Source organism: Paraconexibacter sp. (assembly GCF_041602235.1).
Classification (GTDB): domain Bacteria; phylum Actinomycetota; class Thermoleophilia; order Solirubrobacterales; family Solirubrobacteraceae; genus Paraconexibacter.
The window spans coordinates 1-14688 of sequence record NZ_JBFIGP010000014.1 but is presented as its reverse complement, the minus strand read 5'-3'; the positions used below and the strand labels follow the sequence as shown (position 1 = coordinate 14688).

Annotated in this window: 16 protein-coding genes; 11 read left to right on the top strand and 5 right to left on the bottom strand. The window is 70.8% G+C overall.

What is annotated here, in order from left to right:
• Nucleotides 1-23: 23 nt before the first annotated feature.
• Nucleotides 24-479 carry an SRPBCC family protein gene (locus tag ABYE80_RS02225; protein ID WP_372788333.1) on the top strand — a complete coding sequence of 152 codons (456 nt, stop codon included), beginning with the start codon at nucleotides 24-26 and terminating at the stop codon, nucleotides 477-479.
• Nucleotides 480-506: 27 nt separating this feature from the next.
• Here the strand turns inward: ABYE80_RS02225 and ABYE80_RS02220 are convergent, their stop codons facing one another.
• A complete protein-coding gene (locus ABYE80_RS02220) occupies nucleotides 507-1364 on the bottom strand; it encodes a hypothetical protein (RefSeq protein WP_372788331.1) in 858 nt (285 codons plus the stop codon).
• Between the two features lie 187 nt (nucleotides 1365-1551).
• On the opposite strand from ABYE80_RS02220, the gene ABYE80_RS02215 reads away from it, so the two are divergent.
• Complete coding sequence (locus tag ABYE80_RS02215; RefSeq protein WP_372788330.1) at nucleotides 1552-1953, top strand: hypothetical protein; 402 nt, start codon at nucleotides 1552-1554, stop codon at nucleotides 1951-1953.
• A gap of 76 nt (nucleotides 1954-2029) precedes the next feature.
• On the opposite strand, the gene ABYE80_RS02210 is transcribed toward ABYE80_RS02215, so the two are convergent.
• On the bottom strand, nucleotides 2030-3022 hold the full coding sequence (locus ABYE80_RS02210) for a malate dehydrogenase (RefSeq protein WP_372788328.1): 993 nt from the start codon (nucleotides 3020-3022) through the stop codon (nucleotides 2030-2032).
• Between the two features lie 85 nt (nucleotides 3023-3107).
• Between ABYE80_RS02210 and ABYE80_RS02205 the strand changes: the two genes are divergently transcribed.
• The 6 genes from ABYE80_RS02205 (at nucleotide 3108) to ABYE80_RS02180 (ending at nucleotide 10711) form a co-directional block, all read left to right on the top strand.
• Nucleotides 3108-4787: an acyl-CoA dehydrogenase family protein gene (locus tag ABYE80_RS02205; protein ID WP_372788326.1), complete on the top strand. Its 1680-nt coding sequence runs from the start codon at nucleotides 3108-3110 to the stop codon at nucleotides 4785-4787.
• A 25-nt stretch (nucleotides 4788-4812) separates the two neighbouring features.
• Entirely contained in the window at nucleotides 4813-5628 is an 816-nt protein-coding gene (locus ABYE80_RS02200; protein WP_372788325.1) for an alpha/beta fold hydrolase, read from the top strand.
• The gene (locus tag ABYE80_RS02195; RefSeq protein WP_372788324.1) at nucleotides 5625-6791 is read left to right on the top strand and encodes a site-2 protease family protein; all 1167 of its coding nucleotides are present in this window, start codon (nucleotides 5625-5627) and stop codon (nucleotides 6789-6791) included. Before ABYE80_RS02200 ends, ABYE80_RS02195 begins: the two co-directional genes overlap by 4 nt.
• A gap of 171 nt (nucleotides 6792-6962) precedes the next feature.
• On the top strand, nucleotides 6963-8657 hold the full coding sequence (locus ABYE80_RS02190) for an FAD-binding protein (protein ID WP_372788322.1): 1695 nt from the start codon (nucleotides 6963-6965) through the stop codon (nucleotides 8655-8657).
• Nucleotides 8658-9773 (top strand): succinate dehydrogenase/fumarate reductase iron-sulfur subunit, encoded by a 1116-nt coding sequence (locus tag ABYE80_RS02185; protein WP_372788321.1) that lies wholly within the window; start codon nucleotides 8658-8660, stop codon nucleotides 9771-9773.
• Entirely contained in the window at nucleotides 9773-10711 is a 939-nt protein-coding gene (locus ABYE80_RS02180; RefSeq protein ID WP_372788319.1) for a CoB--CoM heterodisulfide reductase iron-sulfur subunit B family protein, read from the top strand. Before ABYE80_RS02185 ends, ABYE80_RS02180 begins: the two co-directional genes overlap by 1 nt.
• Nucleotides 10712-10818: 107 nt before the next feature.
• Here the strand turns inward: ABYE80_RS02180 and ABYE80_RS02175 are convergent, their stop codons facing one another.
• Entirely contained in the window at nucleotides 10819-12078 is a 1260-nt protein-coding gene (locus tag ABYE80_RS02175) for a VWA domain-containing protein (RefSeq protein WP_372788317.1), read from the bottom strand.
• Nucleotides 12079-12284: 206 nt separating this feature from the next.
• On the opposite strand from ABYE80_RS02175, the gene ABYE80_RS02170 reads away from it, so the two are divergent.
• On the top strand, nucleotides 12285-12548 hold the full coding sequence (locus tag ABYE80_RS02170) for a hypothetical protein (RefSeq protein WP_372788315.1): 264 nt from the start codon (nucleotides 12285-12287) through the stop codon (nucleotides 12546-12548).
• 27 nt (nucleotides 12549-12575) lie between these two features.
• On the opposite strand, the gene ABYE80_RS02165 is transcribed toward ABYE80_RS02170, so the two are convergent.
• Nucleotides 12576-12860: a hypothetical protein gene (locus ABYE80_RS02165; protein ID WP_372788314.1), complete on the bottom strand. Its 285-nt coding sequence runs from the start codon at nucleotides 12858-12860 to the stop codon at nucleotides 12576-12578.
• A gap of 438 nt (nucleotides 12861-13298) precedes the next feature.
• Here ABYE80_RS02165 and ABYE80_RS02160 point away from each other — a divergent pair, with 438 nt between their 5' ends.
• Nucleotides 13299-13937 carry a DNA-binding response regulator gene (locus ABYE80_RS02160; protein ID WP_372788312.1) on the top strand — a complete coding sequence of 213 codons (639 nt, stop codon included), beginning with the start codon at nucleotides 13299-13301 and terminating at the stop codon, nucleotides 13935-13937.
• A 10-nt stretch (nucleotides 13938-13947) separates the two neighbouring features.
• The gene (locus ABYE80_RS02155) at nucleotides 13948-14223 is read left to right on the top strand and encodes a glutathione S-transferase N-terminal domain-containing protein (RefSeq protein WP_372788311.1); all 276 of its coding nucleotides are present in this window, start codon (nucleotides 13948-13950) and stop codon (nucleotides 14221-14223) included.
• Nucleotides 14224-14261: 38 nt separating this feature from the next.
• Here the strand turns inward: ABYE80_RS02155 and ABYE80_RS02150 are convergent.
• Nucleotides 14262-14688 (bottom strand): Asd/ArgC dimerization domain-containing protein (locus tag ABYE80_RS02150; RefSeq protein ID WP_372788310.1); only part of this gene is annotated, 427 nt, incomplete at its 5' end.

Below are 14688 nucleotides of genomic sequence, written 5' to 3'. Positions count from 1 at the left end.
CCCGGGCTGGAAGGATCCCCCCGATGAGCGGCAGCGAAGTCACCGTGAGCATCGATCTCCCGGCCCCTCCGAAGGAGGTCTGGGACCTCGTCATGGACCCGCAGCGCCTGGGCGACTGGGTGACGATCCACAAGGAGCTGCGCCGCCACGACGCGGTGCCACCGCGCACGGGCGCCACGATGGAGCAGGTGCTGGTCCTGCGCGGGGCCCCCTTCAAGGTGACGTGGAAGCTCGTGACCTGCGAGGAGGGCGCGCGGGCCGAGTGGCACGGCCGGGGCCCGGCGCGCTCGCACGCGGAGACCGAGTACCTCCTCACCGAGATCGACGGCGGGAAGGGGACGCGCTTCTCCTACCGCAACGACTTCAAGGCTCCGCTCGGCCCGCTCGGCTCGATCGCCAGCAAGGCGCTCGTCGGCGGGGTGCCGGAGCGCGAGGCACGGGCGTCCCTGGACCGGCTCAAGAAGCTGCTGACGGCCTGACCCGCTGCCACCGGCCTCGGCGCCTGCTCAGGCGTCCGCCGCCGCGAGCAGCGCGAGCCGCTCGTTCTCGGCCATCGTCATGTCGACGATCGCCGCGATGCCGTCGGCGCCCAGCACGACCGGCACGGCGAGCACGCTGTCGTCGATCCCCAGCTCGCCCTGGCACAGGGCCGAGCACGGCAGCACGTGACGGCTGTCGTCGACGATCGCCGCGACGACCTCGGTGACCGCGGCCGCCGGAGCGAGCAGTCCCGGACGCTCACCGAGCCCGTCCACGAGATTCTCGCCGGCCCCCGCGACGGCGGCGACGACCGCGTCGAGCCCGTCGGTCCCGAGCACCTCCACGGCGGGCCGTCCGGCGATCGTGGCCGTCGACGTCACGGGCACCAGGACGCCTCCGTGGGCTCCGAGCACCACGCCCTGGACCGCCGTGACGCTCACGTCGGCCGCCTGCGCCATCAGCGACCGCATGCGGGCGCTGTCCACGACCGTGCCGAGTCCGATGACGCGTCCACGGGGGAAGCAGGTGGCGTCGATCGCGGCGCGGGTCGCGGCGTCCACCGGGGTCGTGACGACGACCACCACCGCATCGGGCGCACGGCGCGCGATCTCCACCCCGACCTGTCGCACCCCCCCGAGCGGATCCGGACCGCCGAGCGCGATGACCACGACCTCGCTCCCGGCCGCGTCGTTCCAGGTGCCGCCCCGCACGCTCCCGGCACCGCCGTCCAGCGCGACCGCCGCCGTGAGATCGAGCGCGCGCGCCCGGGCGCGGCGCTCGTCGGAGTCGACCAGGACGATGTCGGCGTCAGGCCGCCTGCCGAGGAGGAGCGAGGTCGCCGATCCCACGGCGCCGGCGCCGACCACCGAGATCTTCCGTCTCATGGCTGGCGAGTATCGCCTACCGCGCGGGGACCGCGCGCAGGACCTCCGTCACACCGGCCGCGACGCGCATGGATCGACGCGACCAGTCGCGGATACGCGTCGTACCCCGACGATCGTTCACGAAATATGTGACGATTAACGGTAAACCCGGGCACGACCGAGCCCGGTTTACGTCAGAGGGGACTTCATGCCGGACTTTCTGGACGAGAAGCGTCAGGAGATCGCGCACCGCCTCGATGAGCTGAAACCGCTCGTCGAGGAGTTCCACCGCCTCGAAGCGGCGCTGCAGGCACTGGACGGTGTGCCGGGCGAACCCAAGGCGACGTCGCGGCGTCCCGCCCGGCGCGCCGCGCGCGCGAAGTCCGGCGGGGGCGGGGCAACCGGCCAGCGCGGCCGTCCGAAGGGCAGCGGCAGTCGCGGCAAGGAAGCGCTGGCCCTGGTCAAGCAGCAGCCGGGCATCACCATCCCCGAGCTCGCCGACGCCATGGGCATCAAGCAGAACTACCTCTACCGCGTGCTGCCCGGGCTCCAGAAGGACGGCCTGGTCCGCAAGGAGGGCCGCGGCTGGCACGCCCTCGACGCCGCCTGAGCGGACCCCGGAGGCATCAGGGGCCGGCCCCGCTCGCGGCGGACCCGGCCCCTGCGCACGTCACGGATCGGACAGGTCAGCCGACGAGCCCGAGCTCCTTGACCGCGTCGCGCTCGCCGACGAGCTCGGCGACGGTCGCGTCGATCTTCTCCTGCGCGAACTCCGGGACCTCGAGGCCCTGGACGACGGAGTACTCGCCGCCGGAGCAGGTCACCGGGAAGGAGCTGATGATGCCCTCGGCGACGCCGTAGCTGCCGTCGGACGGGATCGCCATCGAGACCCAGTCACCCTCGGGCGTGCCGAGCACCCAGTCGTGGATGTGATCGATGGCCGCGCTCGCCGCCGAGGCGGCGGAGGAGGCGCCACGCGCATCGATGATCGCGGCGCCGCGCTTGCCGACGGTCGGCTGGTAGGTGTCGCGGTACCAGTCGAGGTCCGAGCCGACGGCCTCGAAGGCGTTCTGGCCCTTGACCTTGGCGTTGTAGAGGTCCGGGAACATCGTCGGCGAGTGGTTGCCCCAGATCGCCATGTTCGTGATGTCCGACACGGTGGCGCCCGTCTTCTCGGCCAGCTGCGCGATGGCGCGGTTGTGGTCGAGACGGGTCATCGCGGTGAAGCGCTCCTTGGGCACGTCCGGCGCGTTGGCCTGCGCGATGAGCGCGTTGGTGTTGGCCGGGTTGCCGACGACGAGGATCTTGATGTCGTCGGCGGCGCCGGCGTTGATCGCCTCACCCTGCGGCTTGAAGATCGCGCCGTTGGCCTCGAGGAGGTCGGCACGCTCCATGCCCGGGCCACGGGGACGGGCACCGACGAGCAGGCCGATGTTCGCGCCGTCGAAGGCCTTGGTCGCGTCGTCGTAGATGTCGATCTTCGACAGCAGCGGGAACGCGCAGTCGTTGAGCTCCATCGCGGTGCCCTCGGCGGCCTTGACGGCCTGCGGGATCTCCAGCAGACGGAGGTTCACGGGGGTGTCGGGTCCGAGCATGGCGCCGGACGCGATGCGGAACAGCAGTGCGTAGCCGATCTGGCCGGCGGCGCCGGTGACGACTACGTTGACGGGGGTGCTCACGGTCGGATGTCTCCTGGTTCGGGTGAGGTGGGCGCGATGCTATCGGCGTGCGGTCGATGAGCACCCGACGGCGTACGATCCGAGTATGGCCACGACCGTCCCTGCAGCCTCCGCGTCCGCGACCCACGAGGTCACCAACCAGCCGCCTTCCCTGTGGCCGCTGAACCTCTTCACGACCAACCGGCCCCTCGTCGAGGCCCTCGAGCGCGAGGGTGGCGCCTGGGCCCACGACCGTGCCGTGGAGGTCGGACGGGCGTGGGGCTCGGACGGGATCGAGTGGGGCTTCCAGGTGGAGGAGCACCGGCCCGTCCTGACGACCCACGACCGGTTCGGTCACCGCATCGACGAGGTCGAGTTCCATCCGAGCTGGCACCGGCTCATGGCGCTTTCCCGCGAGCACGAGCTGCACTCGCTCCCGTGGACGGAGACCACCGCGGAGCGGCCGGGTCACGTCGCCCGCACGGCCCTGTACCTGACCGCGACCCAGGCCGAGTTCGGGTTCGCCTGCCCGACGACGATGACCTTCGCCGCGGTGCCGGCCCTCCGGGCCCAGCCCGAGATCGCCGCGGAGCTCGAGCCGCTGATCCTGTCGACGACCTACGACGGCACCCTGCGACCGGCTTCGGAGAAGGGGGCCGCGGTCTGCGGGATGGCGATGACCGAGAAGCAGGGCGGCTCCGACGTGCGGTCCAACACGACCACCGCCACGCCCCTGAACGGCGGGGGCCCGGGCGCCGAGTACCTGCTGCGCGGCCACAAGTGGTTCTGCAGCGCGCCGATGAGCGACCTGTTCCTCGTGCTCGCGCAGACCGAGGAGGGCATCGGGTGCTTCCTCGTCCCCCGGATCCTGCCCGACGGGTCCCGCAACGTCTTCCGCCTGCAGCGCCTGAAGGACAAGCTCGGCAACCGCTCCAACGCCTCGTCGGAGGTGGAGTTCGACGGCACGTGGGGCCGACTGGTCGGCGAGCCGGGCCGCGGCGTGGCGACGATCATCGAGATGGTCGGACACACGCGGCTGGACTGCGTGCTCGGCTCGACCTCGGGCATGCGCTGGGCGGTCGCCAACGCCCTGCACCACGCGTCGCACCGCAGCGCGTTCGGCAAGCGACTGGTCGACCAGCCCCTGATGACGAACGTCCTGGCCGATCTCGCGCTGGAGTCCGAGGCGGCCACCGCCCTGTCGATGCGGCTGGCCCGCGCCTACGACGAGGCGCACCGGGGCGACGAGGCCGCCCAGCGCTTCAAGCGCCTGGCGACCGCCGTCTCGAAGTTCTACGTCTGCAAGCGGTTCCCGATGCTCGCGGCCGAGACGCTCGAATGCCTCGGCGGCAACGGCTACGTGGAGGCGTCCTTCATGCCGCGCCTGTACCGCGAGGCCCCGCTGAACTCCGTCTGGGAGGGCTCCGGCAACGTCAACGCGCTCGACGTCCTGCGCGCGCTCACCAAGGAGCCCGAGGTCCTGCAAGTCTTCTTCGACGAGCTGGCGCTCGCCGGTGGCGCGGACGCCCGCTACGACACGTTCGTCTCCGGGCTGCGAGCGGAGTTCGGAGACACCGAGCACGTCGAGGTCCGTGCGCGGCGGATCGTCGAGAAGATGGCGCTCGCGCTGCAGGGGTCGCTCCTGCTGCGACACGCGCCCGCCGCGGTCAGCGACGCCTTCTGCGCCGCCCGGCTCGGTGGCGACGCCGGGCAGGTCTTCGGCACGCTGCCGCCACAGGTCGATGCGCGCGCCATCGTGGACCGCAACCTGCCGGTGGCGGCCTGAGCGCAGGACCTGAGGGGGTCGTCAGATGCCCGACTTGCCGCGTGCCGCCGGACTCGCGTACCGCGAGGCCGGCCCGTCCGACGGACCGGCCGTCCTGCTCGTGCACGGGTGGCCGGAGTCCTCGCACATGTGGAGCCGACCGCTGCGAGCCCTGGGTGAAGCCGGCTTCCGCGCGGTGGCACCGGACCTGCCCGGCTACGGCTCCTCGCCGCTGCGCCGGCCCGCCACCTGGGCCCTGCACGTCGAGGCGCTCGAGACCTTTCGCCGCGCGGTCGGCCTGGACCGCGTGGCCCTCGTCGTCCACGACTGGGGTGGCCTGATCGGCCTGCGCTGGGCGTGCGAGCACCCCGACGCCGTCACCGCGCTGTCCATCAGCGACAGCGGCTTCTTCCCCGACGGCAAGTGGCACGGCATGGCCAAGGCGATGCGCGAGCCCGGCACCGGCGAGGAGCTCGTGGCCCAGCTGACGCCGGAGGGGGTCGCGGGGATCCTGCGGAGCCTCTCCCCGGGGATGGACGAGGAGGCCCTCGCCGAGTACGGCCGCGCGTTCGCGACGGAGGACGGACGGCACGCCGCGCTGGACCTCTACCGCTCCGGGAACTTCGAGGAGCTCGCCGAGCACGACGGGAAGCTCGCGGCGCTCGGTGTCCCGACCCTCGTGCTCTGGGGCGAGGACGACCCGTTCGCCCCGCTGGCGGGCGCCCACCGCCTCGTCGCGGAGATCCCGGGCGCCGAGCTCGACGTCATCCCGGGCACCGGGCACTTCGTCGTCGACGACCAGCCCGACGTGTTCGCCGAGAGGCTCATCGGCTTCCTGCAGCGTGCGACGATGTCCGCGTGATCGGTCGCTCTTCCGTCCAACTGGGCCGGATCTTCGGGATCCGGATCGGGGCCAGCCCGAGCTGGTTCCTGTTCCTGTTCCTGATGATCTACTTCCTCTCGGGCTGGTTCCGCGACGTGCTCGGCGGGTCCGAGACGGAGGCCTACCTCGTCGCGGTCGCCGGAGCCCTGCTGTTCTTCACATCGCTGATCGCGCACGAGCTCGGCCACGCCCTGGTCGCCCGCCGCGCCGGGATCGGCATCGAGGGCATCGACCTGTGGTTCTTCGGCGGGCTCGCCAAGCTCAGCCGTGACAGCCGATCCCCGGGCGAGGAGTTCCGCATCGCCGCGGCCGGTCCCGCGGTCACGCTGCTCGTCTGCGCGCTGTGCCTGGGGCTCGGGCTCGGGCTGTCCCGGGCCGGGGAGTTCTTCGACAACGTGGAGTTCACGGCGGCGAGCACCTCGCCCACGCTCGCGCTCGCGAGCTGGCTGTTCACCATCAACGCGTTCCTGTTCGTGTTCAACATGGTGCCGGCGTTCCCGCTCGACGGGGGCCGCATCGCCCGCGCCATCGCGTGGCGGGTGACGGGCGACAAGAACCGCGGCACGCGGTTCTCCGCCCGCCTCGGTCAGGGGTTCAGCTACATCCTCATCGGCGTCGGCGCCCTGCTCGCGTTCACCAGCGATCCGATCAACGGCGTCTGGCTGATGGTGCTCGGCTGGTTCCTCGGTCAGGCCGCGACCGGAGCGGTCGCCACGAGCGAGTTCTCCGAGCGCATCGACGGCGTGACCGTGGGGGACCTCATGGACAGCGAACCGGTCGCGATGCCCGCCGACACGGCGGCGCTCCGCGCTCAGGAGGACTTCTTCCTGCGGTACGGCTGGCCCTGGTTCCCGGTCGTCGATCCGGCGAGCGGCCGCTTCCTCGGCATCCTTCCGCAGGAGCGCGTCGACGGAGCCGTCGCGCAGGGACAGCCGGTCCTCCCCGTCGCGGACATGCTGGACGCAACGCCGGACGAGTACCGGATCTCCAGCGACGAACCGCTGGAGTCGCTGCTCACCTCCGAACCGCTCCGCAGGCTCGGCGCCCTCATGGTGGTCGACGGCGAGGAGCGCCTCTGCGGTGTCGTGACGGTGGAGCAGGTCCGGCGGGCCCTCGGCGCCGCCGCCGGGGCCGCGGACTGAGACGAACGTCCGGCGTCGCGCCCGCCCCTCGCCGGGGCGACACGCCGGCCGACGAAATCCTGCCGGAACGGTCGGGTTTCCGACGCGCCCGGACGCGCGAAGGCGCAGGCCGGACGAGGCCCGTTCACGTATAGAGTGCGTCCCCGGAACCGTCCGCCGCAGAGAGAGTCCATGCCTTCACATGACGTTCTGATCATCGGCGCCGGCCTCGCTGGCCAGCGTGCCGCCCTCGCCGCCGCAGAAGCCGGCGTGACGGTGGCGATCATGTCCAAAGTCCATCCCGTCCGGTCGCACTCGGTGGCCGCCGCAGGTGGCATCAACGCCGCCGTCAGCGTCACCGACGACTGGCGCTCGCACGCCTACGACACGGTCAAGGGCTCCGACTTCCTGGGCGACCAGGACGCGATCGAGGTGATGTGCTCCGAGGCCCCCGCCGAGGTGCTGCACCTCGAGCACATCGGGGTGACCTTCCACCGCAACGACGACGGTCAGCTCGACCTCCGTGCCTTCGGCGGCGCCTCGGTCAAGCGCACCGCCTACGTCGCGGACATCACCGGCCAGGCGATCCTCCACGTCCTCTACGAGCAGCTGATGAAGCACTCGGACACGGTCGACCGCTACGAGGAGTGGTTCACCACCTCCCTGATCCTCGACGAGAGCGGTGCGTGCACCGGCTGCGTGGCGCGGAACATCCGCACCGGCGCGATGGAGACCTTCACGGCCAAGAACGTCATCCTCGCCTCCGGCGGCGCCGGACAGGTCTGGAAGCCCACGACCAACGCGCTGATCTGCACCGCGGACGGCATCGCGCAGGCCTACCGCGTCGGCGTGCCGCTGATGGACATGGAGATGATCCAGTACCACCCGACCACCCTGGTCGAGAACGGCTTCCTCATCACCGAGGGCGCGCGCGGCGAGGGCGCCCACCTGCTCAACGCCGACGGCGAGCGCTTCATGGAGAAGTACGCGCCGAACAAGATGGAGCTCGCCTCCCGCGACGTCGTGTCGCGCGCCGAGCAGACCGAGATCAACGAGGGCCGCGGCGTCGGTCCCGACGGCTCGGGCATCTACCTCGACATCACCGTCGTCCCGAAGAAGCGCACGCTCGAGTCGCTGCGCGAGATCGTCAACATCGGCAAGGACTTCGCCGGCGTGGACATCACGCGGGAGCCGATCCTGATCCGTCCCGGCCAGCACTACATCATGGGCGGCGTCAAGACCGACGTGAACGGCGAGACCCCCGTGTCCGGCCTGTACGCCGCCGGCGAGGTCGCCTGCGTGTCGGTGCACGGCGGCAACCGCCTCGGTGCCAACTCGCTGCTCGACACGCTGATCTTCGGCCGTCGCTCCGGCGAGCACGCCGCAGCGCGCGCCAAGGGCATGACGATGCCCTCCAACGACGACTCGCAGCTGCAGCGCGACGCCGCCGAGATCAAGGAGATCATCGGCCGCGCGAAGACCGGCCGCCGCGTCTCCGAGATCAAGGACGAGCTCGGCACCGTCATGAACCGCTACGTCGCCGTGTTCCGCGACGAGCCCGGCCTCCAGCACGCGCACGAGGTCGTGCGACGGCTCAAGGAGGAGGCCAAGACCGCCTACATCGACGATCAGGGAACGGTCTTCAACCAGGACGTCCTCGGCGCCATCGAGCTCGGGTACATGCTCGACGCCGCCGAGTGCACGGTCGTCGCGGCGCTGGAGCGCAAGGAGTCCCGCGGAGCACAGTTCCGCACGGACTTCCCGGAGCGCAACGACGAGGAATGGCAGAAGCACATCAACACGACGATTGACGGCGACGACGTGCCGAAGATCCACTACTCGCCGGTGACGATCACCCAGTGGCAGCCCGAGGAGCGCAAGTACTAGATGGATACTCGTAAGCCCCCGCAGGACTTCACGCTGCGGCTGCGCCGCTACGACCCGGAGTCCGGCGAAGCCCCGTACTGGGACGAGCACACGATCCAGCTCGAACCGCACCGCTCCGTCCTGGAGGGCATCCTCCAGGCCAAGGCACGGTTCGACGGCTCGATCGGCGTGCGCTGTTCCTGCCGTGCCGCGATCTGCGGATCGTGCGGCGTGCGCGTCAACGGCCAGCCCGGCCTGGCCTGCCACACCCACCTGGGCGACGCGATCAAGCGGTCGACCGACGGCAAGATCACGGTCGAGCCGATGGGCAACATGCCCGTCATCAAGGACCTGATCGTCGACATGGACGCGGTCCACTGGAAGAAGATCCACCGCGTCACCCCCTGGCTGATCGGCAAGACGCCGGTGCCGGAGCGCGAGTACATCGTCGACCGCGAGTCGATGGTGGACGTCACGCAGACGATGGCCTGCATCCAGTGCGGCGCCTGCGTGTCGGACTGCCTGTCGATGGAGGTCGACCCCGGCTTCATCGGCCCGGCCGCGCTCGCCAAGGCGTACCGCTTCGTCGGGGATCCCCGCGACGCCGAGCAGGCCCAGCGCCTGAAGGACCTCGCCGAGGACCCCAACGGCCTCTACAACTGCACGCACTGCTTCAAGTGCGTCGAGGCGTGCCCCAAGGGCGTCGCCCCCATGAACCAGATCATGCGTCTGCGCCGTCGCGCGGGTGCCGATCACCACATCGACGACCGCAACAACGGGCACCGCCACGAGGCGGCGTTCGTCACGCTGGTCAAGGATGGCGGCCTGCTGCACGAGGCCGAGCTGCTGCCCCGGTCCTACGGCGGCAACAGCTGGTTCGGCAAGTTCGCGCCGAAGGCCGGCGCCGAGCTCGTCGACTCCCTGCCGGCGATCACGAAGGCGCTGCTGCGCCGCAAGGTGACGCCGAAGGCCGCGCTCTTCCCGCACAAGCTCGCCAAGAGCGACCTGAAGAACGTGCAGCGGATCTACGACGAGGTGCAGGGCCGCGAGGATCGCTACGAGCTGAACCTCTACGTGGTCGGAGACGACAAGGACAACGAGCCCGTTGCGGGCGCCGCCGAGGGGAGCACCACCTGATGAAGGTCGCCTACTGGCCGGGCTGTGTGAGCCGCGGCTTCACCCCCGAGCTCCACGGGTCCATGGCCCTCGTCGCGCCCAAGCTCGGCATCGAGCTCGTCGAGCTCGATCGCGCGTGCTGCACCGGCGCGGGCGTCATCGCCGAGCACAACCAGGAGCTCGCCGACACCCTGAACGCCCGCACGTTCGCTCTTGCGCAGCAGGAGATGAAGAACGGCGCCGAGCTGATGATGAACATCTGCTCGACCTGCCAGGGCGCGCAGTCGGAGTGCCAGGAGCGCCTCGACGCCAACGCGGTCTACCGCGACCACGTCAACGAGACGCTCGCGTCCGAGGGGCTCAAGTACGAGCAGGGCATCGCCAACAAGAACTTCCTGTGGGTGCTGGTCGAGGACCTCGGTCTCGACAAGCTCCGCGAGAAGGTCGTCCGCCCGCTGACCAACCTCAAGGTCGGCCCGTTCTACGGCTGCTACATCGTGCGCCCGATCGATCGCCTGGGCATCGACGACGAGAACCCGCGCGACTCGTACCTGTCGCTCGTGATCGAGGCGCTCGGCGGCACCGTCATCGACTACGCCGGCTCGCACAAGTGCTGCGGCTTCCCGATCATCACGATGAAGAAGGAAGCGTCGCTGAAGATGGCGGCCCGCAACCTCGGTGATGCGCAGAGCGCGGACGCCGACTGCATCGTGACCCCGTGCCCGCTGTGCCACCTCAACCTGGACCTGCAGCAGCCGATCGCCGCGCGCCTGTCGCCGACGCCGCTGAACATGCCGGTCCTGCACCTGCCCCAGCTCGTCGGCCTGGCCCTGGGCCTGTCGCCGAAGGAGCTCGGCCTGCAGCGCCACGTCGTCAAGCCGACCGCCGTGGTCGACTGGTCGACGAGCGTCATCGCCGGGGTCGGTGCCGGGGCCGGAGCGGGCGACGGAGGCTGGTAGCCCGCCCATCGCGCACCTGCGTCGTCGTGATCCGAGGCCGCCCTACGAGGCGGCCTCGGTCGTTCCGGGGGCGCCCCCGCCGCGTTCGGCACCCGGGCCGCGTGGCGTCAGCGGTGCGGCGTGAAGCCCACCCGGGTGGCGCCGCGCACCCGCCCCGACTTCTTCGCGCGGCGGATCGTGAAGCGGGGCCGCTTGCCGAGCACGCCCCGCACGCTCCCCCGGCCCTTGCGCTTCAGGTCGACGAGCAGGTACCCCTGGCCGGCCCGGCAGGTCGCCGTCAGCTTGGGGGGCAGGGCCTTGTCGGGGTGGGTGGTGAACCCGGAGGCGGAACCGATCGCGACGGGCCGGTGAGCCACCGACGAGCGGGCACGGTTCTTCCTGCGCTTCAGGTGCAGGGTCCGGGTCAGCCGGCAGCGCGGCGTCGCGGTGGCGTTCTGCGACTTGGTGACCGGCGGCAGGACGCCCGCCATGGCGAACCCGATGGAGATCGCGTCGAGGACGAGGTCGTCGCGGTCGAGACGGCGACGCTCGGCAGCGGTGATGTTCCGTCGCAGCCTGCGGCGGTCGCTGGCGGTCGCACGGCGCTTCTGCTCGAGCCGGTGACCTTCCAGGCACGCGACGTCGGCCGCGTCGCACGCCTCGCCGAGGATGAAGTCGATCAGCATCCCGGTGTCCTTGGTGGAGAGGGACGGCGAGCGGGCCGTCCGTGTCCGTCCGGGCTTCACGGTCGCCGATCGGCGCGTCAGCCTGTCGCAGGCGAGTCTGGCGACGATCCGGTTCATGACGTCGAGCAGCTGCCCGGGGCTCCGGGCGGTGAACGCGCGCCCGTTGTTGACGCCCGTGTCGCGGGCGATCTGGTCCAGCACCCGCCGGTTGGCGTCGCCGAAGCCGATCGGGTACGTGGGGATGCCCACGCGGTGTCCGCCGTCCAGCGGCCCGAACTTCGCCGTGGGCCGACCGTCGGTCAGGAAGATCCGGGCGTCGAGGTTCGAGCGGTCGACGAAGTTCGAGTCGATCGTGCGCCGGCTCCTCGTCACGTTCGCCAGCGAGAACGCGGCGTTGTAGTTGGTGTCCTGGTTGTCGGCCTTCGTCGCGTCGAGGACCGCCTTGATCAGCGCTCCGCGCCCCGCACTCGTCGCGGGGATGAACTGCCACGGCACGACCTCCGAGGCGCTGGAGCCGAACTCGATGACCTGCACGGCGTTGCGCGCCATGCGGTGGTTCTCGATGAGCAGGAGCGCGGCGTCGGCGCGCAGGGCGTTGCGGTCGCTGCTGCGCATCGATCCGCTGTCGTCCAGGATGACGCTGATGAAGCGCTTCTCCTTGCAGCTCGTGGCGGCCTGCGCGGTCGCACCGGTGACCGTCACGGCGACTGCCAGCGCGCCAATGAGGAGAACTGCACGTCGGAGGCTTCGGACTCCCGAGGCCATCGATCGAGCCTAGCGCGGAACACCGGCGTGCGCGACACGGATTCGCCGTCCTGCCGGCGCCCACGGCGTGCGGGCGGGCGGGAGCTTGCAGCCGGTGACGTCATGGCGTCCCCGTGGGCCGTGCCGCATAGGATGGGGTGCGGATGGGCCTCCGTGATCTCACCTCGTCGCTGACCGGGCGGCGTCCGACGAAGAAGCAGCGTGCCGCCGGCGCCCGGCCCGGCGCGCCACGAACCATCCTCCCCGGGATCGAGGACGACGAGCTGACCCGGCGCGCGCAGGCGCTCGGTCCTCCGCGCGGTGCGACCGCGCCCGCCGGGCCGCTGGACGTCTCGCGCATCGATGCGGCCCGTGAGCGTCTGCGACGGGAGATCGATCCCGTGCGCGACGACGAGCTGGACTCCTAGCCCCGCCGGGGGCCCGATCCGCGACGCTCAGGCGCCGAGGCGCTCGGCGACGAGCTGCTCGCCCAGGCGCTGCGCGGCGTTGGCGGCGATCAGGTGCAGCCGACGGAGGTGACGGTCGGACTCGCTGTCCGCCTGGAGCTGCTCGGCAGCCGCCAACGCGAACAAGCCGGCCGGTCCGAGCGCGATGAGGCGCTGGCGCGTCGGGAGGGCCTGCTCTTCCAGCCGCGCGTGGTCCTGCTGCAGCCGCATCCCGAGCTCGGTGAGCTCGGCGAGGTCCAGGCGTCGGTCTCCGTGGTCCAGATGCTCGTACATACGAACACCTGTACCCCCGCGGGCGGGAAGGTCACAAGGGTGTCCGTGCGATCGAGCACAGTGCCCAGCGGCCGTCTTGCCGCTGGTCGCAGGCTCGTCGCACCTGCGGCAACATCGCCAGCGGGGTGTCGGGGACTCCCCACGAACGCGAAAGAGCGGGCCAGTGGCCCGCTCTTTCGCTTTCCCGGTGTTGCGTACCCCATTCCGCCCCAGGGAAGATTTCGTTCCGACCCTCCGCTGGCCGGTGTCCGTGCCGGGTCCCTCCGGCGACACGACGTAGAGTGCCGCACCGCGCTGTGACTGTCGTCACCTGCGGAGGGTGATCACAGGGGGAGATCGCGGGTGAAGTCCGGGTGAAGGTGGGCTCACCCTTTCGGCGAGATCTGCCGATAGAGTCCTCAGCGGTCCGGATCGCGGGGGGCCGTCGCCACTTTCCCCATGGTCCACCGTCGCTCCATCACCGTCGCCATCTCCCGCTTCGAGGATCTCGTGGCGCGCGGCCTGCGCTCGTTCATCGAGGACGACGAGCATCTCGATCTGGTCGCCCACGACGTCGCCCACGACGACCTCGACGGCGTCTTCCGCACCCACCGCCCACGCGTGGCGCTCGTGAACTTCGGCGACCTGCGCACCCCCGTGGACGTCCATCGCCTGCACACCGCGCACCCCGAGACGCAGATCGTCGTGCTGGCGAGCCGGCCGACCGCCGTCGAGGCCAACCAGATGCTCGCGTTCGGCGCCACCGCGTGCCTGAGCAAGGACACCCAGGCCCGGGACGTGCTGAACGCCATCCACCTCGCGTCGCGGGGCCTGCAGGTGCTGCCACGCACCGACGGTCCCTCCAGCGCGAGCACCAACCACGCCGAGCCGACTGGCCCGGATCTGCTGACGCCCCGCGAGGCGGACGTCTTCGGCCATCTCCAGCAGGGCCGGTCCAACGCCGAGATCGCGCTCGCGCTCCACGTCAGCGTGGAGACGGTGCGCACGCACCGTCGCAACATCTACCGCAAGCTCGGGGTGCGGACACGACGCGAGCTCGCGTCCTTGTCCACCCAACAGCAGCACCGGCTCGGGTAGGCTCGGGCGCATGCCCAAGGTCAAGCTCCACCGTTGCCCCTTCACCTGGCTGCACGTCAACGCCGACGCGTGCTGGGTCGTCGAGAAGGCGCTGCGGGAGCAGGGGATCGACTACGAGATCGTCAAGCAGCCGATCAAGAAGTCCAACCGCCCCGACGTCGAGAAGCTCAGCGGCCAGAAGCACCTGCCGGTCATCGAGTTCGAGGACGGCAGCGCCTACCGCGCCGAGTCCAAGGACATGGCGGCGCGGATCCGTGCCGGCGAGCTGTTCACCGGCACGGCCTGACGAGCGCGCTCAGATAGCAGCGGGTCCCGCGCGGCCGCTCAGGCCGCAGCGCCGACCAGGCCGCGCTGCACCAGCAGCTCCGCGATCTGCACCGTGTTCAGCGCCGCGCCCTTCAGCAGGTTGTCGCCCACGACGAACAGGTTCAGGCTGAAGCGATCCCCGAGGTCCTGGCGGATGCGTCCGACACAGACCTCGTCGCGCCCCGCCCACTCGAGGGGGGTCGGCACGTCGTCGAGCTCGACGCCCGGCATCGCGGCCAGGGCCTCTTTGGCGCCGTCGACACTCGGCTCGCGCTCGAACGTGGCACGCAGCTCGATGGCGTGACCGACCATCACCGGCACCCGGACACAGGTGGGCGACACCGCGAGATCGGGCAGACCGAGGATCTTGCGGCTCTCGGTCAGCATCTTCATCTCCTCGTCCGTGTAGCCCGCCTCCTTCTCGGAGCCCAGCCACGGGACGACG